Source organism: Streptomyces syringium, from assembly GCF_017876625.1.
GTDB lineage: Bacteria > Actinomycetota > Actinomycetes > Streptomycetales > Streptomycetaceae > Streptomyces > Streptomyces syringius.
Genome location: NZ_JAGIOH010000001.1, coordinates 5,314,955 through 5,340,434 on the forward strand (window position 1 = coordinate 5,314,955; position 25,480 = coordinate 5,340,434).

Below are 25,480 nucleotides of genomic sequence, written 5' to 3' on the forward strand. Positions count from 1 at the left end.
GCGCCGTCGCACGCCTCGGGGCCGGTTACCGCCGCTACCGCCGGCTCAGCCACCGGTAGCGCAGTTCGGGCCGGCCGATCTGCCCGTACTGCGGGGCGCGGGCGGCCCGGCCGCCGGTCACCAGGTGTTCCAGATAGCGGCGGGCGGTGATCCGCGAGATCCCGACGGTGGCGGCGGCCGCGCCCGAGGAGACGCCCTCGCCGCCCGCCGCGCGCAGCACCTCGGTGATCGCCTGGAGCGTGTCCAGGCTCAACCCCTTGGGCAGCGCGGCGGGTTGCGGGGCGCGCAGCGCGGCGAGCGCGCGGTCCACCTCGTCCTGACCGCTCGCCTCGCCGACGACGGCACGGAACTCCGCGTAGCGGACGAGCCGGTCGCGGAGGGTGGCGAACGTGAAGGGCTTCAGCACGTACTGGACGACGCCCAGCGAGACGCCCTCCCGGACGACGGCCAGATCGCGCGCCGACGTCACCGCGATGACGTCGGCGGTGTGCCCGGCGCTGCGCAGCGAGCGCACGAGCTGGAGCCCGTGGCCGTCGGGGAGGTACAGATCGAGCAGCAGCAGATCGACGGCCGTCCGCTTGAGGAACTGCGAGGCGTCCGCGCGCGAGTGGACGACGCCGGCGACCGTGAAGCCGGGAACGCGCCCGACGTAGAGCGCGTGCGCGTCGGCGGCGAGGGGGTCGTCCTCGACGACGAGGACCCGGATGGGCGGTGCGGTCGCCTGCGTCGTGCTCATGTGGTGGCTCCTGGGGTGGGTGCGGCGCTCGCGGGTGCGCTCGCGGCGACGAGCAGGGGCAGCCGGACCGTGAACTCGGCGCCCCCGGCGGGGGACTCCCCGACCGTGACCGTGCCACCGTTGCGCCGGGCGGCCTGCCGGACCAGTGCCAGCCCGAGCCCCCGGCCGTGCGGCGCGGGCCCGGCCGACTTGGTCGACCACCCCCGGCGGAACACCTCGTCCACCACCTCGGCCGCCACCCCGGGCCCGGTGTCCCCGACCCGCAACAGCAACTCCCCGCCGTCGGCCCGCACGGTCACGGTGACCTGCGGACGTCGGTGCGGTGCCGCGTGCGCGGGCGTGAGAAGTGTGGGGCGGCGCCCCGCGGGCTGCGCTGCGGTGTCCCGCTCCGCGGCCGTGTGGTGCGCTGCGGCGTGGCTCGTCGGCCGGGACGCCGGGTCCGCCTGCGACGCTGTCGCGCCGTGGCTTCCGGCCTCCGGCCGAGCAGGGTCGGGCGTGCCGGGGAGCACGGTGCCGCGACCAGCGTGTTGCGCTGCCGCGCCGGGCCTGTGGCCCTCCGGCCGCACGGGGTGCGGGTGTGACGGCGGCGGCGCGGCATGCGTCATCGGCCGGGCTGCCGGTTCGTCCGGCACGCCCGCCGGGTCCGCCTGTGGCGCTGTCGCGTCGTGACGTCCGGCCTCCGGCCGAGTCGTGCCGGGCGGGCCCGGACGGGCGGGGATTCCGGGGCCGCGCCCGGCGTGCGGCGGCTGCGCGGTCGTGTGGTGCGCGGTGAGGTGTCCGGCCTGCCGGGACGTCGGTTCGTCCGGCGCGTCCGGCGCGTCCACCGGGTCTGCCTGCGGCGTTGCCGCGCCCGCACCGGCGGCCGTCGGTTCGGTTTCGGCCAACGGCCGGTTCGCTTCCGACGCGGACGCGTCGATCGCGTTGTCGATGAGGTTGCCCAGGATCGTGACCAGGTCGCGGGGTGTGAGAGCGGGCGGGAGCAGGCCGTCGTCTATGCGGGTGTCCGGGGTGAGGAGGAGCTCCACGCCGTGTTCGTTGGCCTGGGCGGCCTTGCCGAGGAGGAGGGCCGCGAGGACCGGTTCGGCGACGGCGGCCATGACCTGGTCGGTGAGGGCCTGGGCGAGTTCGAGTTCCGCCGTCGCGAAGTCGACGGCCTCGTCCGCGCGGCCGAGTTCGATCAGCGAGACCACGGCGTGCAGCAGGTTCGCCGCCTCGTGGGACTGCGAGCGCAGCGCCTCCGCGAAGCCCCGTACGGAGTCCAGCTCGCCCGACAGCGCCTGGAGTTCGGTGTGGTCCCGCAGGGTGACGACCGTGCCGCGCCGCTCCCCGCCGGAGACCGGGGAGGTGTTGACGACCACGATCCGGTCGGCGGTCAGATGCACCTCGTCGACGCGCGGCTCGGGGGCCAGCAGGGCCCCGGTCAGGGCCGGCGGCAGGCCGAGCGCGTCGACGCGGCGGCCGACGACATCGCCGTGCAGACCGAGCAGTTCACGGCCGCCGTCGTTGACGAGGGCCACGCACCGCCGTCCGTCGAGCATCAGCAGCCCCTCGCGCACCGCGTGCAGCGCGGCCTGGTGGTAGTCGTGCATCCGGCTCAGCTCGGCGGCGTTCATGCCGTGCGTGTGCCGGCGCAGCCGGGCGTTGAGGAGGTACGTGCCGAGGCCGCCGAGGGCGAGCGCGGCGAGGGCGACGCCGAGCAGCCCGGTGAGCTGCCGGCGCACGTCCGCGCTGATCGAGTCGACCTTGATGCCCGCGCTGACCAGTGCCACGACCCGGCCGTCGGGCTGGTCGGTGTCGCGCACCGGGGCGACCGCCCGCACGGACGGGCCCAGGGTGCCGGTGTAGGTCTCGGAGAAGGTGACGCCGTCGAGCGCGGGGCGGGTGTGGCCGAGGAAGCGCTCGCCGATCCGGGTGGAGTCCGGGTGGGTCCAGCGGCTGCCGTCCGGGCGCATGATCGTCACGAAGTCGACGTCCGTGTCGCGGCGCACCTGCTCGGCGTACGGCTGGAGCGTGGACGTGGGGTCCGTCGAACGGATGGATTCGCGTACGGCGGGCGACGCGGCGACGGCGGTCGCCGTCGCCGTCACCTGGCGGCGCGCGGCCGCCTCGGCCTGGGAGCGGTCGGTGAGGTACGCGAAGACCGCGCAGCCGGTCACCACGGCGGCGACCAGCACGATCTGTACCGCGAAGAGCCGGCCGGCCAGGCTGTGGGGACGACGTATGCGAGGTTTGCGCATGGCGGACAGTCTGCACTGCGGCGGGTTCGTGAACGTAATGCACGCAATCGTGACCACGGTCACAGCGGGGTGCATAGTCGCCGGGACCCCACTCGTCGGGAGGAAGGGGTCACCTCACCCCCCCCACGAGCCGCGACGACGAGGAGTCCCCCCATGGCAGGCGCAGCGGCGCAGTCACCGCCGACGGACACGGCACGCAGAAAGCCGGACCGGACGCACTATCTCTATCTCGCGGTGATCGCGGCGGTGCTGGCCGGCATCGCGGTGGGCTTCGCGGCTCCGGGGGTGGCCGTCGAGCTGAAGCCGCTCGGCACCGGCTTCGTGAACCTGATCAAGATGATGATCTCCCCGATCATCTTCTGCACGATCGTGCTGGGCGTCGGCTCGGTGCGGAAAGCGGCGAAGGTCGGCGCGGTCGGGGGGCTCGCGCTCGGTTACTTCCTGCTGATGTCCACCGTCGCGCTCGCCATCGGCCTGGTCGTCGGCAATCTCCTGGAGCCCGGCAGCGGGCTGCACCTGACGGAGTCGCTCCGGCACGCGGGCGAGGCCCAGGCCAAGGGCGCGCACGAATCGACGGCCGACTTCCTGCTCGGGATCATCCCGACCACCATGGTGTCCGCCTTCACCGGCGGCGAGGTGCTCCAGACCCTGCTCGTGGCGCTGCTGGCGGGCTTCGCGCTGCAGGCCATGGGCCCGGCGGGCGAGCCGGTGCTGCGCGGCATCGGGCACATCCAGCGGCTGGTCTTCCGGATCCTCGCGATGGTCATGTGGGCGGCGCCGGTGGGCGCCTTCGGCGCGATCGCGGCGGTGGTCGGCGCGACCGGCATGGACGCCCTCAAGTCCCTCGCCGTCATCATGATCGGCTTCTACGTCACCTGCGCGCTCTTCGTCTTCCTGGTGCTCGGCGCGATCCTGCGGCTGGTGGCGGGGGTGAACATCTTCGCGCTGCTGAAGTACCTCGGCCGGGAATTCCTGCTCATCCTCTCCACGTCCTCCTCCGAGTCGGCGCTGCCGCGCCTGATCGCGAAGATGGAGCACCTGGGCGTGAGCAAGCCGGTCGTCGGCATCACCGTGCCGACCGGCTACTCCTTCAACCTCGACGGCACGGCCATCTATCTGACGATGTCCTCGCTGTTCGTGGCCGAGGCGATGGGGCAGCCGCTGTCGGTCGGGCAGCAGATCTCGCTGCTGCTCTTCATGATCATCGCGTCGAAGGGCGCGGCGGGCGTGACGGGCGCCGGACTCGCGACCCTCGCCGGCGGTCTGCAGTCGCACCGCCCCGAGCTGGTGGACGGCGTCGGTCTCATCGTCGGCATCGACCGCTTCATGAGCGAGGCGCGCGCCCTGACGAACTTCGCGGGCAACGCGGTCGCCACGGTCCTGGTCGGCACCTGGACCAAGGAGATCGACAAGGAGCGGGTCGGCGAGGTGCTCGCCGGGCGGCTGCCGTTCGACGAGACGACGCTGCTGAGCGACGGACACGGCGGCACGGAGCTGCCCGAGCAGAGCGACGACGCGAAGGAGCCCGCCGGGGTCTGATCACCGATGTGAGCGCGAACGCTCACCCCGAGCCGCCGGAGGGCGGGGTGGACCGGAGTCCTACACCCCAATGTCCCCGCTTCCCGGCACCGCAGCGTCCGACGCCCTCGCGTCGGGCGCTGCGGCGTTTCCCGCCGTTCCGGTCTCCAGGATGCGCGCCACCAGCTCGGTGGCCGCGGCGACGGGGACGCCCAGCGTGGCCAGGGCGGTGACGGCGGCGGAGCGGCCCGCGTCCTCGGGGGGCAGCAGGCCCTCGTTGACGGCCTGCATCAGGCCGAAGATCACCTGCTCGCGTACGTAGGCGAGGGCCGTGACGGGCAGCGGCGAGGTGAACTGCCCCGCGTCCAGGCCGCGCTGGAGCACCGTCGCGGTCTCCAGCCGCACCGGCTCCAGGCGCCGGTGGATGCCCTCCACCGTGACGCTGCGCTGGGCCAGCGAGATCAGCAGGCGGTAGCCGTCGGCGATCTCCCAGACGGCCAGCACCGACCGGGCCAGCGCCTCGGCCGGATCGTCCACCCCGTGCAGCGCCGCCGCGTGGGCCGCGCCGACGGTTTCGGCCACGTCGTCGACGAGCGCGACGATCAGCGCGTCGCGGCTGGGGAAGTGCCCGTAGACCGTGCGGCGGACGACGCCCGCCGCCCGCGCGATCTGGTCCATGCTCGCGTCCGCGTCGCGCAGCAGCTCGGCGAGCGCGATGTCCATGATGCGGCGGCGATTGGCGTCGGCTCTGCCGGCCATTGGCTCTCTTCTCGATCGGGCGGACCGTGAACTGTCCGGAATCCGCCGCTGGATGCGGCTGGGCGCTGCCCTCATTTTGCACACCGCGGAATCGGGTCGTAAATTGCACACTGATGTGTAATTGCACAACCATGTGCAAGATCTGGAAAGGGGGGCCGATGGGCCTCGCGATGTCGACTCCGGTCGACGAGATGGATGGTCCGTACAAGCGACGCTGGCCGGCCCTGGCCGTCCTGTGCCTGAGTCTGCTGATCATCGTCATGGCGAACACGTCCCTGACGGTCGCCGCTCCCGACATGGTCCAGGACCTCGGCCTCGGCAGCTCGGACCTCCAGTGGGTCATCGACGGCTACACCGTCCCCTACGCCGCGCTGATGCTGATCCTCGGCGCGATCGGTGACAAATACAGCCGCCGCGGCGCGCTCGTCCTCGGCCTCTTCGTCTTCGGCGCCGCCTCCGTCGCGGGCTCGCTGGTCGACAGCGCGGGCGGCGTCATCGCCGCCCGCGCCGTGATGGGCGTCGGCGCGGCCATGATCATGCCGGCCACGCTGTCGCTGCTCGCCGCCACCTTCCCGCGCGCCGAGCGGGCCAAGGCCATCACCATCTGGACCGCCACCGCCGGCCTCGCCATCGCCGTCGGCCCGCTGGTCGCCGGTGCGCTGCTGGAGGACCACGGCTGGGCCTCGACGTTCCTGATCAACGTGCCGATCGCCGCCCTCGGCATCATCGGCGCGCTGCTGCTGGTGCCGCCGTCCAAGGCCGCCAACGTCGACAGGATCGACTACATCGGCGGTCTGCTGTCCGTCATCTGGGTCGGCTCGCTGATCTACATGATCATCGAGGGTCCGCACTTCGGCTGGGGCGCCAAGGCCGTCACCGCCGCCGTGCTCGCCGGCGTCGGCCTGGTCTGCTTCATCCTCTGGGAACTGCGCCACCCGCGCCCGGTCCTGGACGTCCGCCGCTTCGGCCGGCGCGCCTTCGCGGGCTCGACCCTGGCCGTCGCGCTGTTCTTCCTCGCCGTCTTCGGCGCCTTCTACTACCTCACCCAGCACCTGCAGTTCGTCCTCGGCTACTCGCCGCTGGACACCGGTGTGCGCATGCTGCCGCTGGCCGGCGCGGTGTTCGTGGGCGGTGTGCTGACGGCCCTGCTCACGCCGAGGTTCGGCATGAAGGTCACGGTCGCGCTGGGCATGACCGTCGGAACGGTCGCGATCGCGCTGCTCACCCGCGTCGACGCGGGCTCCACGTACAGCGACTTCCTCGTGCCGCTGATGATCCTGGGCCTGGCCATCGGCCTGTCCCTGTCGCCCTGCACCAACGCCATCATGGGCTCCTTCCCCGAGGACCAGCTCGGTGTCGGCGGCGCGGTCAACAGCACCTCCATCGAGATGGGCGGCTCGCTCGGCATCGCCATCCTCGGCACGGTGCTGGCCAAGACCTACTCCTCCAACCTCGCCGACGCCGCCGAGAAGGTGGCGACCGGCGGCGGTCCGAAGCTCCCGGAGAAGGCCCTGAGCGCCGCGCAGGACTCGGTCGGCGCGGGCCTGTACGTCGCCAAGGAGGTCGGCAAGCAGGTCACGGCCGGTGCCACGCCCAAGATGGGCGCCGAGAAGGCGGCCGCCTACGGCGCGCAGCAGGCGCAGTCCGTCGTGGAAGCCGTGCACAAGGCCTTCGCGGACTCCGTCGCCCACACCAGCATGATCGGCGCGATCATCCTCGGCGTCGGCACGGTCCTGGTCGTCACCCTGCTCCCGCGCAACGCGGGCAAGCCGACGACGGCCGCCCCGGCCGATGCCCCGGCCGCGCGGCGCGAGGAGCGCGCGGACGAGCGCGTCTGACCCTGCGACACGGCCCCTGTGCCCCGTCCCCTCGTTGGGGGGCGGGGCACAGCGCTTGGTGAACCCGCTGTTTGACCTTGCCGTTGGCGGCAGGGTTGCACGATCAGCGGCATGAACAGCACCGCATCGCAGAGCAGCAGGGTCGTCGCCGTCACCGGAGCCGGCACCGGGATCGGCCGGGCCACCGCCCGCGCCTTCGCCGCCGAGGGCGCCCGCGTGGTCGCGATCGGGCGGCGGGCCGAACCGCTGAAGGAGACCGCTGCCGGGGACGAGCGGATCACGCCGCTGGCCGCCGACATCACCGCCGAGGGCGGGCCCGAGCGGATCGTCCGGGCCGTGCTGGAGACACACGGCCGGCTGGACGTCCTCGTCAACAACGCCGGCATCGTGCGCGGCGGCCCCCTCGGCACGCTGACGCCGGAGACGATCACGGCTCAGCTCGCCACCAACCTGATCGCACCCGTCCTGCTGACCCAGGCCGCGCTCCCGCTCCTGGAGGCGGCCGGTGGCGTGGTCGTCAACGTCAGCACGTCGGTGGGGCAGCGGGCCTGGCCCGGCAGCTCGCTCTACGCCGCGACCAAGACCGCGCTGGAGCTGCTGACCCGCAGCTGGGCGGTCGAGCTGGCACCCCGGGGCATCCGCGTGGCCGCGGTCGCCCCCGGCGCGATCGACACCCCGATCGGCGAGCACCAGGGCCTGACGCCGGAGGCCATGGCCGCCGTGCGGGAATGGCAGCTGGCCCACACCCCGCTCGGCCGGATCGGCCGGCCCGAGGAGGTGGCCTGGGCCATCACCCAGCTCGCCTCACCGGCCGCGTCGTTCGTCACCGGGGTCGTCCTCCCGGTCGACGGTGGGGCGGTCGTGGCGTGATAGGAGTGGCCCGTGAGGTGGAACGAGTGAGGATCGGCGAGCTGGCCAAGGCGACCGGGACGACTGCCCGTGCGCTGCGGCACTACGAACAGGCCGGGCTGATCTCCTCCGAGCGGGCCGCCAACGACTACCGCGTCTACGACGAACGGGCAGTGGTCCGGGTCCGCAACATCCGCTACCTGCTGGCCGCCGGACTCACCCTCGACGACGTGCAGGTGTTCCTGCCCTGCCTGGACGGCGACGTGGCCGCCGCACCACCGTCGGACCAGGGCCTGCGCGTCGCCTTGGAACGGCTGGCGGTCCTCAACGAACGGATCGCCGCCCAGACCGAGGCCCGCGACCGGCTGGAAGCCGCCCTCCGGGACACCACCGGCAGCCCCTCCCGCGAGGCCACGGCGTCGTGAGCCCGGTACCGATTGGGCCGATCCGGTGTGGTGCCGTACTGTTCAACCTACCGACGCGGGGTGGAGCAGCTCGGTAGCTCGCTGGGCTCATAACCCAGAGGTCGCAGGTTCAAATCCTGTCCCCGCTACGAAAAGTGAAGGCCCGGCGCATGCCGGGCCTTCACTGCGTCCGGGGCCGCTCCGCCCCCGCGACGCTCAGACGGGTCGCAGCCAGACCGTCGCCAGCGGAGGCAGGGTCACCGCGATGCTCGACGGGCGGCCGTGCCGCCGGGTCGGCTCGGACTTGATCGGTTCCGTGTCCGTGACATCGCTGCCGCCGTAGCGCCCGGCGTCGGTGTTGAGGACCTCTTGCCACAGGGCGTGCCGCGCCGGTACACCGAGGCGGTAGGCGTGCCGGACGACGGGGGAGAAGTTGCTGACGGCCAGCAGCGGCGAGCCGTCCGCGTCGAAGCGCAGGAACGCGAAGACGTTGTCCTCGCTCGCGTCGCCCTCGACCCACTCGAAGCCCCCCGGGTCGGTGTCGCGCTGCCACAGCGCAGGCGTCGCGGTGTAGACCGCGTTCAGATCGCGCACCAGATCCCGCACGCCCCGGTGGTCGGCCTCCGCCGAGTACGACGGGTCGAGCAGCCACCAGTCCGGGCCGTGCCCCTCGGACCACTCCGCGCCCTGGGCGAACTCCTGCCCCATGAAGAGCAACTGCTTGCCCGGGTGGGCCCACATGAAGCCCAGATAGGCGCGGTGGGTGGCGCGCTGCTGCCACCAGTCGCCCGGCATCTTGGAGACCAGCGCCCGCTTGCCGTGCACCACCTCGTCGTGCGAGATGGGCAGGACGTAGTTCTCGCTGTAGGCGTAGACCATCGAGAACGTCATCTCGCCGTGGTGGTACTTGCGGTGCACCGGCTCCTTCGACACGTACTCCAGCGAGTCGTGCATCCAGCCCATGTTCCACTTCAGGCCGAAGCCGAGACCGCCGAAGCCGCTGACCCCCACGTGGTGGGTGGCCCGGGTGACCCCGTCCCACGCCGTGGACTCCTCGGCGACGGTGATGACGCCGGGGCAGCGGCGGTAGACCGTCGCGTTCATCTCCTGCAGGAACGCCACCGCGTCGAGGTTCTCCCGGCCGCCGCGCTCATTGGGCGTCCACTGGCCGTCCTCGCGGGAGTAGTCGAGGTAGAGCATCGAGGCGACCGCGTCGACCCGCAGCCCGTCGATGTGGAACTCCTCGCACCAATAGACCGCGTTGGCCACCAGGAAGTTACGGACCTCCGTACGGCCGTAGTCGAACTCCAGCGTCCCCCAGTCCGGGTGCGTCGCCCGCGCCGGGTCCGCGTGCTCGTACAGCGGCCGGCCGTCGAACTCCGCCAGCGCCCAGTCGTCCTTGGGGAAGTGCGCCGGCACCCAGTCCACGAGCACCCCGATGCCCGCCCGGTGCAACGCGTCGACCAGGAACTTGAAGTCGTCGGGTGTTCCCAGCCGTGCGGTCGGGGCGTAGAAGCCGGTGACCTGGTACCCCCACGAGCCGCCGAAGGGGTGCTCGGCGACGGGCATCAGCTCGACGTGCGTGAAGCCCAGGTCCTTCACATACGCGGGGAGCTGCTCGGCCAGCTGCCGGTAGGTCAGCCCCGGGCGCCAGGACGCGAGGTGCACCTCGTAGACGGAGAAGGGCGACTCGTGCACAGGCCGCTCCGCGCGGCGGGCCAGCCACCCCTCGTCACGCCACCGGTGGTGCGAGGTGTGCACGATCGAGGCGTTGGCCGGGGGGACCTCCGTGCGCCGCGCCATCGGGTCGGCGCGCAGTGTGTGCGAACCGTCGGGGCGGGTGATCTGGAACTTGTACAGGGCGCCCTCGCCGATGCCCGGCAGGAACAGCTCCCACACCCCGGAGGAGCCCAGCGAGCGCATCGGGGACCCGGTGGCGTCCCAGTAGTTGAAGTCCCCGGCGACCCGCACGCCCTGCGCGTTCGGCGCCCACACGGTGAAGCGGGTGCCGATCACGCCCTCGTGCGTCATCGGCTGCGCGCCGAGCGCCCGCCACAGCTCCTCGTGCCGGCCCTCCCGGATGAGGTGCATGTCCAGCTCCCCGATGGCGGGCAGGAAGCGGTACGGGTCGTGCACCTCCAGCTCGGCGTCGTCGTACGTGACCAGCAGGCGGTAGTCGGGGATCTCCTTCAGCGGGAGCACGCCCCCGAACAGCCCGTCGCCCTCGTCGTACAGCTCCGCCCGCAGCCCCTTCGCGGTGACCGAGACCGCCCGCGCGTAGGGGCGCAGGGTCCGGAACGCCACGCCCCCCGGCACGGGGTGCGCCCCGAGCAGGGCGTGCGGATCGTGGTGCGCGCCGTGCAGCAGACGCCCGCGCTCCCCGGGGTCCAGTGGATCGGCCGGGCGCACGCCCCGGCGGGTCGCGGCGCGAGCCACCGACGGCGCGGGGGCCGGCACCTCGGGGGCTTCGGGGGCCGCTGGGGCCTCAGAGGCTGCGGGGACTTCGGGTGCGACGGGCGCGGATTCCGGTGCGTCCGGTGCGTCTGGTACTTCCCGTGCATCCGGTACTTCCCGTGCGTCCGGCGCGGCCTCCCGCCCGACATCGCCGCCGCGTGCCGACTCACGTGCCGTTGCCGACGCCGATTCCGGGCCGGACGCCTGGTCCGGAACCGGTACCTCCGGCCCGGCCGCCCTCGGCGGACGCGCGCGTGGGGGGAAGGCGGGCAGGAACGTGGCCGGGACCGGGGCAGGACCGCCGGGGCGGTCGCCCCCGGGCTCGCGGGACGGTCGGCTGGACGGCGGACGAGCGGTCACGGGGCGGTCCTCCTCGGTGTCCCCCGGACGGTCGACCGGGGGCGGATCTGTCGTGCGGGTCGGTGGGTCATACGGGATTCCTCGGTTCGGGCCGCAGGCCGTCGCCGCCCGGGGACGGGCCGGTGGGCGTGCCGTCCTCCGCCGGGAGCTCCGCGAGCCGCCGGATCGCGGCCATGGGGACCGGGAGCCAGTCGGGGCGGTGCCGGGCCTCGTAGAGGACTTCGTAGACGGCCTTGTCCGTCTCGTGGGCGCGCAGCAGCCGCGGCTCCTCGCGCGGGTCGTCGTGGACCGTGGCGTAGCCCTCGCAGAACGCGGCCCGCGCCCGGTCGGACCAGGCGGTGCCGGCCGCCCGGCCCACCGCCGCCGCGTAGTCGAAGGAGCGCAGCATGCCCGCGATGTCCCGCGCCACGGGCTGCGGCCTGCGGCGCTCGGCCAGCGGGCGGGCCGGCTCGCCCTCGAAGTCGATGAGGGACCAGCGGCCGTCCGAGGCCGTGCGCAGTGTCTGCCCCAGGTGCAGATCGCCGTGGATGCGCTGCGCGGACCAGGTGCGCCCGGCCCGGCCGAGCGCCGCGAGCTCCTCGTAGGCCCCGCGCAGCGCGGCCCGGTAGGGGCGCAGGGCGGGGACCGCGTCGGCGGCGGCGTCCAGGCGCTGGGTCATGGCGCCGGCGAGCCGCTCCAGCTGCGGGCGGCGCAGGACGACGGTGGGCAGGGCCTCGGCCAGCGCGCCGTGCACCTCGGCCGTGGCGTGCCCGAGCGCCCGGGCGGAGGCGGTGAAGTCGGCCCGCACGGCCAGCGCGCCCAGGGCCAGTTGCCAGCCGTCGGCGGAACCGGGCAGGAAGGGCTGGAGCACACCGAGCGTCATCGGCTCACCTGCGGTGTCGGAGAGCCCGGCCGGCTCGGCCGGCCCGCTCAGCCCGCTCAGGTCCGCCTCGAACCAGGCGGCGGGCGTCGGCACCCGCCGGCAGCCCGCGCCGGCGAGCGCGCGCGGCAGTTCGAGGTCGGGGTTGGTGCCGGGGCAGACGCGGCGGAAGAGCTTGAGGATATACGTTTCGCCGTAAACGACCGAGGAGTTGGACTGCTCCGAGCCGAGCAGCCGGGGCGCGAGGCCCGCGGCGATGACGGTCCCCTCCTCCCGGGCGAAGCGCAGCGGCCCCAGGCGCCCCGGCAGCCGCAGCCGCTCCAGGACCACGGCCGCCAGCCGTGGGTCGGCGAGGGCTTCGTAGACGACGCGGCCGTGCAGCGGTCCGCCCGCGGGGCGGCCGATCAGGGCGGGCGCGAGCTGTGGGGGCAGGACGTCCTGGACGCCGAGGAGCAGCTGATAGCAGTCGTCGGTGCCGTGCGCCGGGGCGCCGCCGGGCCCCGGGGACCCCAGCTGCTGCGCGCGGATGAGCAGATGGACCAGGCCGGGGGTGGTGCCGCCGGTCGGGGCCGGCAGCAGTTCGGTGGCCGCGACGAGCGTGAAGCCGGTGATCGGACGGCCCTTGCCAGCGAACCAGCGCTGCCGGGGCAGCCATTCCGACAGCAGCGGGGCGAGCGAGCCGAGCAGCCCCCCGTCGGCGGGGGGCGCCGCCGGCCGTGCGGCGGTGGCCCGGGCCGCGGACGGCAGAGGTCCGGGAGGCGCCCCCCGGCGGGACGGTGCAGCGTCCGACATGGCGTCGCGTCCTTTCCCCGGGCACACGACAGGTAGGGCAAAGTGTCCCGGATTGCGGCTTTGACCGTGCGCGGTGCGGGACGTGTCGGGCGAGGATCGTCCGTACGGTCAGCGCCTGAGGCCCCTGTGTGCGGTGTCGGTGGCTTCTGCGGACTGTGCGGCCACGTGTGGCGGAATCAAACGGGGTCGAGCCGTGCGGTCGACCCGGGTCCGTGCGTAGTAGTGAGGGTGCCCCGGGCCCGGAAGGGAAAACCGTCCGTGCGCGGTCGGACGAACAGGGCCGCCGCGCACGGGGCGGATTCAGTGCCCGGCGGGTGGCGCGCCGCGCCGCAGCCGGAACCAGTAGAAGCCGTGACCGGCCAGGGTGAGCAGATAGGGCAGTTCACCGATGGCCGGGAAGCGCACCCCACCGATCAGCTCGACGGGATGCAGTCCGTTGAACGTCTGGAGGTCCAGTTCGGTCGGCTGTGCGAAGCGCGAGAAATTGTTCACGCACAGGACGAGGTCGTCCTCCCGCTGCCCGGGCAGTCGCATCTCGCGCAGGAAGGCGAGCACGGCCGGATTGCTCGACGGCAGCTCGGTGTACGAGCCGAGGCCGAAGGCCGGGTTCTGCTTGCGGATCTCGATCATCCGCCGGGTCCAGTGCAGCAGCGAGGAGGGGCTGCTCATGGCCGCCTCGACGTTGGTGACCTGGTAGCCGTAGACCGGGTCCATGATGGTCGGCAGATACAGTCGCCCCGGGTCGCAGGAGGAGAAGCCCGCGTTCCGGTCGGGTGTCCACTGCATCGGGGTGCGCACCCCGTCGCGGTCGCCGAGCCAGATGTTGTCCCCCATGCCGATCTCGTCGCCGTAGTAGAGGATCGGCGAGCCCGGCAGGGACAGCAGCAGGGCGGTGAACAGCTCGATCTGATTGCGGTCGTTGTCGAGCAGCGGGGCGAGCCTGCGGCGGATGCCGATGTTGGCGCGCATCCGCGGATCCTTGGCGTACTCCGCGTACATGTAGTCGCGCTCTTCGTCCGTCACCATCTCGAGCGTCAGCTCGTCGTGGTTGCGCAGGAAGATGCCCCACTGGCAGTGGGCGGGGATCGCCGGGGTCTTGGCGAGGATTTCCGAGACCGGATAGCGGGACTCCCGGCGGACGGCCATGAAGATGCGCGGCATGACCGGGAAGTGGAAGGCCATATGGCATTCGTTGCCGCCGGCCGCGTAGTCACCGAAGTAGTCGACGACGTCCTCGGGCCATTGATTGGCCTCCGCCAGCAGCACCGTGTCCGGGTAGTGCTCGTCGATCTCCGCCCGCACCCGCTTCAGGAAGTCGTGGCTGCGCGGCAGGTTCTCGCAGTTGGTGCCCTCCTCGGCGAAGAGGTACGGCACCGCGTCGAGCCGGAAGCCGTCGATGCCGAGGTCCAGCCAGAAGCGCAGCGCGGCCAGGATCTCCTCCTGCACCGCCGGGTTCTCGTAGTTGAGATCCGGCTGGTGGGAGAAGAAGCGGTGCCAGTAGTACTGCTGGCGCACCGGGTCGAAGGTCCAGTTGGACGACTCGGTGTCGACGAAGATGATCCGCGCGTCCTGGTACTGCTTGTCGTCGTCGGCCCAGACGTAGTAGTCGCCGTAGGGGCCCTCGGGGTCGGTGCGCGACTGCTGGAACCACTCGTGCTGATCGCTCGTATGGTTCATGACAAAGTCGATGATGACGCGCATGCCCCGCTGATGCGCCGCGTCCACGAACTCCACGAAGTCGGCGAGATCGCCGAACTCGGGCAGCACCGAGGTGTAGTCCGAGACGTCGTAGCCCCCGTCGCGCAGCGGCGACTGGAAGAACGGCGGCAGCCACAGGCAGTCGACGCCCAGCCACTGCAGATAGTCCAGCTTGGCCGTCAGCCCCTTGAGGTCGCCGACGCCGTCGCCGTCGCTGTCCTGGAAGGACCGTACGAGCACCTCGTAGAAGACGGCGCGCTTGAACCAGTCGGGATCCAGGTCCTTCGCGGGTGTGTCCTCGAACGTGTCCTGTACGGGCTCATTGACGATCATGATGTGGGTGACCCTCCGATCGGTGAGGACGGTCGCAGCGAGAACACGTGCGCGGGCGCGAGTGAACGGCCCGGCTCGAGGCGCACATAGTTGTCCCTGCCCCAGTGATAGGTCTCTCCGGTGAGCTCGTCGCGCACCGGGACGGACTCGTGCCATTCGAGGCCGAGTTCCGGCATGTCCAACGAGACCGTGGCCTCCTGGGTGTGGTGGGGGTCGAGGTTGACGACCGTGAGGACGCAGGAGCTTGCCGTGCGCTTCGAGTAGGCGATGACGGCGTCGTTGTCGGCGTCATGGAAGCGCAAGTTCCGCAGTTGGCGCAGGGCCGGCTGGCGCCGTCGCAGCCGGTTCAGCGCGGTCAGCAGCGGGGCCAGGGAACGCCCCTCGCGCTCGGCGGCCTCCCAGTCGCGCGGCCGCAGCTGGTACTTCTCGGAGTCCAGGTACTCCTCGCTGCCCGCGCGCACCGGGGTGTTCTCGCACAGCTCGTAGCCCGCGTAGACACCCCAGCTGGGGGAGAGGGTCGCGGCGAGCACGGCCCGGACCTCGAAGGCCGCCCGCCCGCCGTGCTGGAGATAGGCGTGCAGGATGTCGGGCGTGTTCACGAAGAGGTTCGGCCGCATGACGGCGGCGGACTCGCCCGACAGCTCCCGCAGATAGTCGGTGAGTTCACGCTTGTCGTTGCGCCAGGTGAAGTAGGTGTACGACTGCTGGAAGCCGATGGCGCCCAGGGTGCGCATCATCGCGGGGCGGGTGAACGCCTCGGCGAGGAAGACGACATCGGGGTCGGTGCGCCCCACCTCGGCGATGACCTTCTCCCAGAAGACCACCGGCTTGGTGTGCGGATTGTCGACCCGGAAGATCCGGATGCCGCGGTCCATCCACACCCGCAGCACCCGCAGCGTCTCCGTGACGAGACCGTCGAAGTCCTCGTCGAACGCCAGGGGGTAGATGTCCTGGTACTTCTTCGGCGGGTTCTCGGCGTGCGCGATCGAGCCGTCCGCCCGGTGGTGGAACCACTCGGGGTGCTTCGCCACCCACGGATGGTCGGGGGAGCACTGGAGGGCGAAGTCGAGCGCGACCTCCATGCGCAGATCGCGGGCGCAGGACACGAAGTGGTCGAAGTCCTCGAAGGTGCCGAGGTCCGGGTGGATCGCGTCGTGCCCGCCGTCGGCCGAGCCGATCGCCCAGGGACTGCCCACGTCGTGCGGGCCCGCGGACAGCGCGTTGTTGGGGCCCTTGCGGAAGGAGGTGCCGATGGGGTGGATCGGCGGCAGATACACCACGTCGAACCCCATGGCCGCCACCGCGGGCAACCGCCGGGCGGCCGTACGGAACGTACCCGACCGCAGCCTGCCGTCCACCCACGTCGCGCCCTCCGAGCGCGGGAACAGCTCGTACCACGAGCCGAACAGCGCCCGCTCCCGCTCGACGAGCAGCGGCAGCGAGCGTGAGCTGGTGACCAGTTCACGCAACGGATAGCAGGTCAGGGCCGCGGTCACCTCAGGGGTGAGGGCGGCCGCGAGCCGGTCGGCGACCTGCCGGCGCCGGTCGCGCAGCGCGTCGGCCGCGGCCAGCACCGCCTCCCGGCCGTCGCTCTTCGGCACCCCGGCGGCGGCCCGCTCGTAGAGCAGCGCACCCTCCTCCAGGACGAGTTCGGTGTCGATGCCCGCCGGAATCTTGATCCGGGCCTGGTGCCGCCAGGTGGACACCGGATCGCTCCACGCCTCGACCGCGTACGTCCAGCGGCCCTCGGTGTCCGGGGTGACCTCCGCGCCCCAGCGGTCGGTGCCCGGCGCCAGCTCCCGCATCGGCGCCCAGGGCCCCGAGCGGCCCGCCGGGTCGCGCAGCACCACATTGGCACCCAACGCCTCGTGTCCCTCGCGGAACACGGTGGCCGTGACCTGGAAGGTCTCGCCCACCACCGCCTTGGCCGGTCTGCGACCGCAGTCGACGAGCGGCCCGAGGTCCAGGACGGGGATGCGACCGATCATGGGATCACCTGGAGGTTCGACGGAATCTGAGGGTGTGGCGGGTTTCTGTACTTTCTATCTGCTCCGTCGGCAGTCGGCTGGCTGCGCGCATGACTGCTCCTGTCCGCGCTGGCCCGGGTTCACTCGGGTGGACGGAAGCGGGGGCGAGGAGAACGGAGCCGTGACCGAGCCGGTGGACACGTGACGGGCTGCATACCGGTTGAGCTTTCCCACCAGCCCCGGCCGGGCATGCCCGGACCGTGCGAACTGCCGGTGCGTAGATCCCGTGGCACCAGCTGAGGAGGGCGGCCGGATCGCGTCACCCGTAGGGAGTCTCCTCCCTCGGCCGATCGTGTGCAATGTGACGAAACGGGGTAAGCGGCGGCCGATCGGGGAATCGGCGCCCCGGCTACCTCACCGACAGCCGTAGCGGGATTTCGCCGCGCGCGTTCCTGCTGTACGCGCGGCGTAGTTCCGTCTCATACCCCTGCATCAGCCGGTGATCGGCCTCCCCCGTTCGGCCGCCGGGTTCTGTCCACCATGCGGACCGGTGCCTGTGTCCGCGCTTGTTTCGGTGCCGCTCCCGGCACGTGCCCCGGTGGCGGGGGCGGGGATCGGCACGGCCGCGGACGAGAGCAGCCGCAGCGCCGCCTCCGACGCCGAACCCGGCTCGGCGCTGAAGGCCACCACCCCCTGGCCGCCCGAGTCCGGCAACCGCAGCATCTCGAACGACAGACTCATCCGCCCCACCAAAGGGTGATGAAAGTCCTTCACCCCCGAGGTGCACGCCCGCACAGGATGCCGGGCCCACAGCGCGGCGAACTCCGGGCTCTTCATCGTCAGCTCACCGATCAGCTCCGCCAGCCCGCGGTCCTCCGGGTGCTCGCCCGCCGCCAGCCGCAGCGAGGAGACCGCCCGCCGCGCCTCCGTGTCCCACTGCGGATACAGCTCGCGCCCGTGCGGGTCCAGGAAGAACAACCGCTGCGTATTGGGCCGGTCGGCCGGCCGCGCCGGGGCGTCGGCGGCCAGATGCCCCGCCAGCAGCGCGTGCCCCAGGGCGTTCCAGCCCAGCACGTCGTAGCGGAGGTCGACGATGACCGCCGGTACCCCCTCCATGGCCGCGACCAGCTGCCGCACCCCCGGCCGGGCCGTCTCCGCCCGGGGCACCGGCCGCCGCCCGGCCCGCCCCGGCCGGGCCAGGTTCCGCAGGTGATCGTGCTCGTCCGGGGTCAGCCGCAAGGCCCGCGCTATCGCATCCAGGACGCCGTCCGAGGCGTTGCCCGACTGGCCCTGCTCCAAACGGGTGTAATACGCGACGCTCACGCCCGCCAGCTGCGCCAGCTCCTCGCGCCGCAGCCCGGGCACGCGCCGGCGTGCCCCGTACGACACGAGACCCACGTCCTCCGGCTGCAACCGGGCTCGGCGCGTACGGAGGAAGCTTCCCAACTCGCCAGGTGTGTTCATACGTTCCAGTCAACAACAGGGCGCACGCGTGTTGCCTGCCCCTGTCAGTGGCAGGCAGTTGGCGTCACTGCCGGAAACCCGGGGGGCCACGCCGCTACCGTCGTGGGGGTGAAGGCCATTCGTCGATTCAGTGTGCGCCCCGTCCTTCCGGAGTCCCTACGACCGCTCAGTGAGCTGGCGCGCAATCTGCGCTGGTCCTGGCACCCCGAGACCCGCGAGCTCTTCCAGTCCGTCGACCCCGAGGGCTGGCAGGCCGCGGGCGGGGACCCGCTGCGGCTGCTGGGCGCCGTGCCCGCCACCCGGCTGGCCGCCCTCGCCGACGACCGCCGCTTCCGGCGGCGGCTCGCGGCGGCCGCCGACGATCTGCACGACTACCTCACCGGCCGGCGCTGGTACCAGGAACAGCCCCCCGGGCTGCCCGAGGCGGTCGCCTATTTCTCCCCCGAGTTCGGCATCACCGCCGCCCTCCCGCAGTACAGCGGCGGTCTCGGCATCCTCGCCGGCGACCATCTGAAGTCCGCCAGTGACCTCGGCGTCCCCCTCATCGGCGTCGGGCTGCTCTACCGCCACGGCTACTTCCGCCAGTCCCTCTCCCGCGAGGGCTGGCAGCAGGAGACCTACCCCCTCCTCGACCCCGACGAGCTGCCCCTGTCCATGCTCCGCGAGCCCGACGGCACCCCCAGCCGGGTCGCCCTCGCCCTCCCCGGCGGCCGCTCCCTGCGCGCGTACATCTGGCAGGCCAGAGTCGGCCGGGTGCCCCTGCTGCTCCTCGACTCCGACGTCGAGGAGAACGGACCGGGCGAGCGCGACGTCACCGACCGGCTCTACGGCGGCGGCAGCGAGCACCGGCTGCTCCAGGAGATGCTGCTGGGCATCGGCGGGGTCCGCGCCGTACGGACGTACTGCCGGCTGACCGGCCACCCCGCCCCCGAGGTCTTCCACACCAACGAGGGCCACGCCGGCTTCCTCGGCCTGGAACGCATCCGCGAGCTGTCCGAACAAGGTGCCGACTTCGACTCCGCCCTGGAGAGCGTCCGGGCCGGCGCCGTCTTCACCACCCACACCCCCGTGCCCGCCGGCATCGACCGCTTCGACCGCGAGCTGGTCGCCCGCCACCTCGGCGACGGCGGGGAACTGCCCGGCATCGACGTCGGCAAGATCCTCGAACTCGGTCTGGAGACCTACCCGGGCGGCGAGCCCAACCTCTTCAACATGGCCGTCATGGGCCTGCGCCTGGCCCAGCGGGCCAACGGCGTCTCCACCCTCCACGGGCAGGTCAGCCGGGAGATGTTCGCCGGACTGTGGCCGGGCTTCGACGCCGAGGAGGTGCCGATCACCGCCATCACCAACGGCGTCCACGCCCCCACCTGGATCGCCCCCGAGGTCTTCCGGCTCGGCGCCCGCCAGATCGGCGCGGGCCGCGCCGAGGACGCCCTGACCGTCGGCGGCAAACAGCGCTGGGACACCGTCGCCGACATCCCCGACACCGACATCTGGGAGCTGCGCCGCACCCTGCGCGAACAGCTCGTCGAAGAGGTGCGGGAGCGGCTGCGCGCCTCCTGGCGGCAGCGCGGCGCCGGCACGGCCGAGCTCGGCTGGATCGACGGGGTGCTCGACCCCGACATCCTCACCATCGGCTTCGCCCGCCGCGTCCCGTCGTACAAGCGGCTGACCCTGATGCTCCGCGACCCAGAGCGGCTGACCCGGCTGCTGCTGCACCCCGAGCGGCCGATCCAGATCGTCGTCGCGGGCAAGGCCCACCCCGCCGACGACAGCGGCAAACGGCTCGTCCAGGAACTCGTCCGCTTCACCGACGACCCCCGCGTGCGCCATCGCGTCGTCTTCCTCCCGGACTACGGCATGGCGATGGCTCAGAAGCTCTACCCCGGCTGTGACGTCTGGCTGAACAACCCGCTGCGCCCCCTGGAGGCCTGCGGCACCTCCGGCATGAAGGCCGCGCTCAACGGCTGTCTGAACCTCTCCGTCCTCGACGGCTGGTGGGACGAGTGGTACGAGCCCGACTTCGGCTGGGCGATCCCCACCGCCGACGGCACGGCCATGGACGAGACCCGCCGCGACGACGTGGAGGCCGCAGCCCTCTACCAGCTGCTGGAGGACCGCGTCGCGCCGCGCTTCTACGACCGGGGCACGGGCGGGCTGCCCGGGCGCTGGATCGAGATGGTCCGCCGGACGCTGGGCTCGCTCGGCCCGAAGGTGCTCGCCGGGCGCATGGTGCGCGAATACGTCGAGCGGCTCTACGGGCCCGCCGCCGAGGCCCAGCGGGCCCTGTTCCCGGAGGCGGCGCGGGAGCTGGCCGACTGGAAGGCCCGGGTGCGGGCCGCGTGGCCGGCGGTGGCCGTCGACCACGTGGAGACGGTGGCCGACAGCCCGCTGAACGGCACGGCCGAGCTGGGCTCCACGATCTGTCTGCGGGTGAGCGTCACCCTCGGCGATCTCGATCCCTCGGACGTGGAGGTGCAGGCCGTCGCCGGCCGGGTCGACCCCGCCGACCGGCTCTCGCGGACCGCCGCCGTCCCGCTCAAGCCCACGGGCGCCCCGGCGATGGACGGCCGCCGCCAGTACGAGGGCTCGCTGACCCTCGACAGCACGGGCCCCTTCGGCTACACCGTCCGGATCCTGCCCGCCCACCGGCTGCTGGCCAGCGGCGCCGAGCTGGGCCTGGTGGCGCTGCCGCCGGAGTCCTCCGCCGAGAAGGCGGGCGTGCTGATGCGGTGACGCGAAGCGCCCGGTGGCACGGCCTTCGCCGTGCGCACCGGGCGCTTCACAGGTATGCGGTCGTCAGCGCGTCACTTGACGTTGACGCCGGTCCAGGCGGCGCCGACGGCCTTGTACTGGGCGCTGTTCTGCCCGTACAGCGCCTTGGCCGCCTTCAGGGTCGCCGCGCGGGCGCCCTTGTAGTTGGTCGTGGACGTCATGTACGTGGTCAGCGCCTTGTACCAGATCTTCTCGGCGGCGGCCCGGCCGATGCCCTTGACGGCCTTGCCGTCCTTGGTCGGGCTGTCGTACTTGACGCCGTTGATGGTCTTCTTGCCGCTGCCCTCGGACAGCAGGTAGAAGAAGTGGTTGGCGACGCCCGAGGAGTAGTGCACGTCGAGGTCGCCGAGCTTGGAGTTCCAGTAGTCGGGCGAGCCGCCGTCCCGGCTGGGCTTGTCCATGTAGCGCAGCGGGGTGCCGTCGCCGTTGATGTCGATCTTCTCGCCGACCAGGTAGTCGCCCTTGTCGGCGGAGTTCTTGGCGTAGAACTCGGTCGCGGCGGCGAAGATGTCGGAGGTGGCCTCGTTGAGACCGCCGGACTCGCCGCTGTAGTTGAGCTTCGCCGTGGCGGAGGTGACGCCGTGGCTCATCTCGTGGGCCGCGACGTCGATCGAGGTGAGGGGCTTCTTGTCGCCCTCGCCGTCGCCGTAGGTCATGCAGAAGCAGTCGTCGTCCCAGAAGGCGTTGACGTACTCCTTGCCGTAGTGGACCCGGGAGAAGGCGGCCTTGCCGTCGTTCTTGATGCCCTTACGGCCCAGCACGTTCTTGTAGTAGTCCCAGGTGACGGCAGCGCCGTACTGGGCGTCGACCGCGGCGGTCTGGGCGATGGTCGGCTTGCCGTTGCCCCAGATGTCGTCGGCGTCGGTGAAGGTGGCGCCCCGGCCGTCCTCGGCGTGCTTGAGGTTGTAGACCATGTGGCCGCCGCGCGCCTTGTCCTTCAGCAGGAAGGACTTGCCGCTCTTGACCGAGCCGACCTTGACCTTGCCGCTGTACTGGCCGGTGCCGGTGCCGGTCACGACGGCCTGGAACTCGTAGAGCTTCTTGCCGGTCGTGGCGTCGGTGATGACGTGCAGCTTGCTGGGCGTGCCGTCGTGCTGCACACCGGTGACCACGGTCTCGTACGCGAGGACGGGCTTGCCGCTCGCGGCCCAGATCACCTTGCGCGGCGCCTTGTCGGTCTCGGCCGCCTTGCCGCCGGCGTTCTTCGCCGCGGCGAGCGCGTGCTTCTCGGCCGCGGGAGCCTTGACCTTCGGGGTGGTGGTGGGGACCTTGATGTCCGCGTCGGTGGCCTTGGTGACCTCTTCGACCTTGCCGTTCTTGGCCTGGTGGACGATCAGGTCGCCGCCGAGCACCGGCAGGCCGTCGAAGGTGCGCTCGTACCGGGTGTGGACCGTCCCGTCCGCGTCGGTGATGACGCCACGGGCGATCAGCTTCTCCTGGCCGCCGAGACCGAGGGTCTTGGTGTGGTCGCCCGCGCCGGGGGCGTCGGCGGCCTGGACCGATCCGGCGCTGAAGCCTGCGGCGAGCAGGGCAGCGGCGACCGTGGCGGCGCTGGCGGCGACGGCACGGCGGTGACCGGAGCGGGATATGCGGGAGGTGTGGCGCACGCGGTACTCCTCTGACTGTGGGGTGCCGGGCGCCGGAGGTCACGCCCAACTGCGCACAGTGTGCTCGAACTTGCGTGCGTTCCGCTGGGAATATTGAGGCTTGGGGGATTACTGTCCGGTAAAGATTCCTTCAACGCGGCATTGCGGGCGGAAATACCGGACAAAACAGTGCAACGGCGCCGCCCGGGGGAGTCGAACTCACCCCGGACGGCGCCTGGTTCAGTTGGTTATCGGCCACTGTGCGGGCGGCCGTGGATCACGGTCTCAGAACGTGAGCTTCCAGCTGTCGATGTGCCCGTCGTCGGCGGAGTAGACGTCCTGGACCTTCAGCTTCCAGGTGCCGGAGGCCGCCTTGCCGGAGGCGTTGACGGTGTAGGAGGCGACGACGTCCGCGGCGGAGTCCCAGGCGTCGCTGTTCTTCAGCCGGTAGGCCGTGCCGTCGGGGGCGACCAGGTCGATCTGGAGGTCACCGCGGTAGGTGTGCTTGATGTTGACGTCCACCTTGAGGGCGGTCGGGGCGTTGCCGCTGCGGGTCACGAGGACCGGTGAGGTCACGGCGTCACCGGCGTCCGGGATGGCCACGTCGGTGGTGTTCTCGAAGACGTTGCCGTCACCCGAGGTGTTGACCGTCCACTTGAAGGTGGCGGTGCCCGTCTTGCCGTTGGCGTCCTTGACCGTCACGGTCACGTTGCTGGTGCCGGCGGTGGTGACGGTGCCGGAGATCAGACCGGTGGACGCGTTGATCGACAGGCCGGCCGGGAGCCCGGTGGCGGTGTAGTTCAGCGCGCCGGAGCCGGTGGCCTTGACCTGGAGGGAGACGGCCTGGTTCAGCACGCTCACCTGGTCGCCGGGGCTGGTGACCGAGACACCGGTGGAGACCCGGGGGCCGACGTTGATGGCGGCCCAGGCGTTGGCGGTGTTGTTGTACGTCTCGCTGCCGACGCCGAACAGCTCACCGGCGGCCCACAGCGTCGCGTCCCGGGCGCCCGCGTAGTTGGTGTTGGACTGCATGCGCTGCGACAGTGCCTTGAACCAGATCTTCGCGGCGTTGTCCCGGCCGATCGGGGTCACCGGCAGACCGTCGGAGGTCGGGGAGTCGTACTTGACCCCGTTGATCTCCTTCTGTCCGTTGCCCTCGGAGGCCAGGTAGAACCAGTGGTTGGCCGGGCCCGACGAGTAGTGCACGTCGATGCCGCCGATGCCCGAGTACCACGCGTCCTTGGACTGGCCGTCCTTGCTGGGCTTGTCCATGTAGCGCAGCGGGGTGCCGTTGCCCCGGATGTCGATCTTCTCGCCGACCAGGTAGTCGCCGACGTCCTGGGGGTTGTTGGCCCAGAACTCGACGGCCGCGGCGAAGATGTCGGAGGTGGCCTCGTTCAGACCGCCGGACTCACCGCTGTAGACGAGCTTGGCGGTGTTCGAGGTGACGCCGTGCGTCATCTCGTGCGCGGCCACGTCGATCGAGGTGAGCGGCTTGGCGTTGCCGCTGCCGTCGCCGTAGGTCATGCAGAAGCAGGCGTCGGACCAGAAGGCGTTGACGTAGTTGTTGCCGTAGTGGACCCGGCTGTACGCGCCCACGCCGTCGCCCTTGATGCCGTTGCGGCCGTGCACGTTCTTGTAGTAGTCCCAGGTGAGCTGGGCGCCGTAGTGCGCGTCCACGCCCGCGGTGGCCGGGTCGGTGGTGGTGCCGTTGCCCCAGACGTCGTCGGTGTCCGTGAACAGCGTGCCGGTGCCGGACGTGCCCTTGTTCAGGTTGTACGTCTTGTGGCCGCCGCGCGTCGTGTCGTTCAGCTGGTACGAGCCGGAGGTGCCGATGGTGACCTTGCCGCTGTACTGGCTGTTGCCGGTGCCCTGCTGGACGCCCTGGAACTGGAAGAGCTTCTTGCCGGTCTTCGCGTCGCTGATGACGTGCAGCTCGTTGGGCGTGCCGTCGTGCTGGAGACCGCCGACGACCGTCTCGTAGGCGAGGACGGGCTTGCCGTTCGCGGCCCAGATCACCTTGCGCGGCGCCCGGTCGGCCTTGGTGGCCTTCGAGCCCTGCGCCTTGGCCGCCTTGACGGCGTCCTTCTCGGCGGTGGAGGCGGCGAAGGACGCGGAGGTCGTGGCGACGGTCACCCGCGCCTTGGTGGCCTTGGCGACGGTCTTGAGCTTGCCGCCCTTGGCCGCGTCGACCACGAGGTCGCCGCCGAGCACGGGCAGGCCGTCGTAGGTGCGCTCGTACCGGGTGTGGGTCGTGCCGTCGGCGTCCTTGGTGACGTCGCGGACGACCAGCTTCTCCTTGGCGCCGAGGCCGAGGGACTTCGCGGTCGTCGCCTTGGTCTCGTTCGCGTCGCGTATCAGCTCCGCACGCTGCGACGGCGACAGCTTGACCGGCAGGGCGCCGGGGTCGGCCTTGGCGAGGATCTTCGGTCCCGAACCCGCGTCGTCCGTGCGGGCGTTGGCGGAACCGGTCTGTACTCCGACGGCGAGCATCGCCGTGACGGCGACGAGCGCGCCGGTCGCGACGGCGCGTCGATGGGGGGTGGGTCTCACGCTGGCTCCTTCTGCGGTGGCCACGGTGGGCGTGGCCGGGGGTGACCGGGCGGCCCAAGTGGCCGACCGGGCAGAGCGAGGCGGAACACGTGGAACGTCTCCGTACGCCGAGGCGGCCGCCCGGCGCCGTGGGGGCGAGCGGGCGGTGGCCGCGGGGAACGGGGGTGTGGGGGCAGGCGGATGTACGGAAGGCCGACGCGAGGCCGAGAGGCTGTGGGGAAGCCGTGCGTCAGTGGAGGGAAGAGTGCCATCGCAGGCATGTACGTGTCAGGACTGTGGAACCAAGTTGGCCAAAATC

General features: G+C 71.8%; 15 protein-coding genes and 1 tRNA gene. 6 read left to right on the forward strand and 10 right to left on the reverse strand.

Annotation, left to right across the window (positions count from 1 at the left end; genetic code table 11):
- Positions 1 to 34: 34 nt before the first annotated feature.
- Both JO379_RS23865 and JO379_RS34315 read right to left on the reverse strand, forming a co-directional pair.
- Positions 35 to 736, reverse strand: a complete 702-nt coding sequence (locus JO379_RS23865; protein WP_130880001.1) for a response regulator — start codon at positions 734 to 736, stop codon at positions 35 to 37.
- The gene (locus JO379_RS34315) at positions 733 to 2,973 is read right to left on the reverse strand and encodes a sensor histidine kinase (protein WP_245381536.1); all 2,241 of its coding nucleotides are present in this window, start codon (positions 2,971 to 2,973) and stop codon (positions 733 to 735) included. The genes JO379_RS23865 and JO379_RS34315 overlap by 4 nt, the downstream gene beginning before the upstream one ends.
- Positions 2,974 to 3,126: 153 nt before the next feature.
- On the opposite strand from JO379_RS34315, the gene JO379_RS23880 reads away from it, so the two are divergent.
- The gene (locus JO379_RS23880) at positions 3,127 to 4,512 is read left to right on the forward strand and encodes a cation:dicarboxylate symporter family transporter (protein WP_209516907.1); all 1,386 of its coding nucleotides are present in this window, start codon (positions 3,127 to 3,129) and stop codon (positions 4,510 to 4,512) included.
- A gap of 60 nt (positions 4,513 to 4,572) precedes the next feature.
- On the opposite strand, the gene JO379_RS23885 is transcribed toward JO379_RS23880, so the two are convergent.
- The gene (locus tag JO379_RS23885) at positions 4,573 to 5,250 is read right to left on the reverse strand and encodes a TetR/AcrR family transcriptional regulator (protein ID WP_209516910.1); all 678 of its coding nucleotides are present in this window, start codon (positions 5,248 to 5,250) and stop codon (positions 4,573 to 4,575) included.
- Between the two features lie 158 nt (positions 5,251 to 5,408).
- Here JO379_RS23885 and JO379_RS23890 point away from each other — a divergent pair, with 158 nt between their 5' ends.
- The 4 genes from JO379_RS23890 to JO379_RS23905 all read left to right on the forward strand — a co-directional run bounded on the left by JO379_RS23890 (position 5,409) and on the right by JO379_RS23905 (position 8,490).
- Positions 5,409 to 7,088 carry an MFS transporter gene (locus JO379_RS23890; protein ID WP_209516913.1) on the forward strand — a complete coding sequence of 560 codons (1,680 nt, stop codon included), beginning with the start codon at positions 5,409 to 5,411 and terminating at the stop codon, positions 7,086 to 7,088.
- 111 nt (positions 7,089 to 7,199) lie between these two features.
- Positions 7,200 to 7,958 carry an SDR family NAD(P)-dependent oxidoreductase gene (locus tag JO379_RS23895; RefSeq protein ID WP_207303985.1) on the forward strand — a complete coding sequence of 253 codons (759 nt, stop codon included), beginning with the start codon at positions 7,200 to 7,202 and terminating at the stop codon, positions 7,956 to 7,958.
- 26 nt (positions 7,959 to 7,984) lie between these two features.
- Positions 7,985 to 8,362, forward strand: a complete 378-nt coding sequence (locus tag JO379_RS23900; protein ID WP_207304000.1) for a MerR family transcriptional regulator — start codon at positions 7,985 to 7,987, stop codon at positions 8,360 to 8,362.
- A 54-nt stretch (positions 8,363 to 8,416) separates the two neighbouring features.
- A tRNA-Met gene (locus tag JO379_RS23905) sits at positions 8,417 to 8,490 on the forward strand.
- Between the two features lie 67 nt (positions 8,491 to 8,557).
- Here the strand turns inward: JO379_RS23905 and glgB are convergent.
- The 5 genes from glgB to JO379_RS23930 all read right to left on the reverse strand — a co-directional run bounded on the left by glgB (position 8,558) and on the right by JO379_RS23930 (position 18,268).
- Positions 8,558 to 10,777: a 1,4-alpha-glucan branching enzyme gene (gene glgB, locus JO379_RS23910; protein ID WP_209516916.1), complete on the reverse strand. Its 2,220-nt coding sequence runs from the start codon at positions 10,775 to 10,777 to the stop codon at positions 8,558 to 8,560.
- A 445-nt stretch (positions 10,778 to 11,222) separates the two neighbouring features.
- A complete protein-coding gene (locus JO379_RS23915; RefSeq protein WP_130880008.1) occupies positions 11,223 to 12,806 on the reverse strand; it encodes a maltokinase N-terminal cap-like domain-containing protein in 1,584 nt (527 codons plus the stop codon).
- A 300-nt stretch (positions 12,807 to 13,106) separates the two neighbouring features.
- On the reverse strand, positions 13,107 to 14,837 hold the full coding sequence (treS, locus tag JO379_RS23920) for a maltose alpha-D-glucosyltransferase (protein WP_130880009.1): 1,731 nt from the start codon (positions 14,835 to 14,837) through the stop codon (positions 13,107 to 13,109).
- The gene (locus tag JO379_RS23925) at positions 14,834 to 16,825 is read right to left on the reverse strand and encodes an alpha-1,4-glucan--maltose-1-phosphate maltosyltransferase (RefSeq protein ID WP_209516919.1); all 1,992 of its coding nucleotides are present in this window, start codon (positions 16,823 to 16,825) and stop codon (positions 14,834 to 14,836) included. The genes treS and JO379_RS23925 overlap by 4 nt, the downstream gene beginning before the upstream one ends.
- A gap of 471 nt (positions 16,826 to 17,296) precedes the next feature.
- On the reverse strand, positions 17,297 to 18,268 hold the full coding sequence (locus tag JO379_RS23930; RefSeq protein WP_130880011.1) for a helix-turn-helix domain-containing protein: 972 nt from the start codon (positions 18,266 to 18,268) through the stop codon (positions 17,297 to 17,299).
- Positions 18,269 to 18,376: 108 nt separating this feature from the next.
- On the opposite strand from JO379_RS23930, the gene glgP reads away from it, so the two are divergent.
- A complete protein-coding gene (glgP, locus tag JO379_RS23935) occupies positions 18,377 to 21,004 on the forward strand; it encodes an alpha-glucan family phosphorylase (RefSeq protein ID WP_165451606.1) in 2,628 nt (875 codons plus the stop codon).
- Positions 21,005 to 21,075: 71 nt separating this feature from the next.
- Here glgP and JO379_RS23940 read toward each other — a convergent pair whose 3' ends face one another.
- Together JO379_RS23940 and JO379_RS23945 are read right to left on the reverse strand one after the other, a co-directional pair.
- Positions 21,076 to 22,650, reverse strand: coding sequence for a M4 family metallopeptidase (locus JO379_RS23940; RefSeq protein WP_209516922.1), 1,575 nt, complete (start codon positions 22,648 to 22,650; stop codon positions 21,076 to 21,078).
- A 264-nt stretch (positions 22,651 to 22,914) separates the two neighbouring features.
- Positions 22,915 to 25,182 carry a M4 family metallopeptidase gene (locus JO379_RS23945; RefSeq protein WP_130880014.1) on the reverse strand — a complete coding sequence of 756 codons (2,268 nt, stop codon included), beginning with the start codon at positions 25,180 to 25,182 and terminating at the stop codon, positions 22,915 to 22,917.
- Between the last annotated feature and the right edge of the window lie 298 nt (positions 25,183 to 25,480).

Bases quoted from the DNA above. Each gene is read 5' to 3' on its own strand.
- JO379_RS23865 (WP_130880001.1), bottom strand. From the start codon at position 736: ATGAGCACGACGCAGGCGACCGCACCGCCCATCCGGGTCCTCGTCGTC.
- JO379_RS34315 (WP_245381536.1), bottom strand. From the start codon at position 2,973: ATGCGCAAACCTCGCATACGTCGTCCCCACAGCCTGGCCGGCCGGCTC.
- JO379_RS23880 (WP_209516907.1), top strand. From the start codon at position 3,127: ATGGCAGGCGCAGCGGCGCAGTCACCGCCGACGGACACGGCACGCAGA.
- JO379_RS23885 (WP_209516910.1), bottom strand. From the start codon at position 5,250: ATGGCCGGCAGAGCCGACGCCAATCGCCGCCGCATCATGGACATCGCG.
- JO379_RS23890 (WP_209516913.1), top strand. From the start codon at position 5,409: ATGGGCCTCGCGATGTCGACTCCGGTCGACGAGATGGATGGTCCGTAC.
- JO379_RS23895 (WP_207303985.1), top strand. From the start codon at position 7,200: ATGAACAGCACCGCATCGCAGAGCAGCAGGGTCGTCGCCGTCACCGGA.
- JO379_RS23915 (WP_130880008.1), bottom strand. From the start codon at position 12,806: ATGTCGGACGCTGCACCGTCCCGCCGGGGGGCGCCTCCCGGACCTCTG.
- treS (WP_130880009.1), bottom strand. From the start codon at position 14,837: ATGATCGTCAATGAGCCCGTACAGGACACGTTCGAGGACACACCCGCG.
- JO379_RS23925 (WP_209516919.1), bottom strand. From the start codon at position 16,825: ATGATCGGTCGCATCCCCGTCCTGGACCTCGGGCCGCTCGTCGACTGC.
- JO379_RS23930 (WP_130880011.1), bottom strand. From the start codon at position 18,268: ATGAACACACCTGGCGAGTTGGGAAGCTTCCTCCGTACGCGCCGAGCC.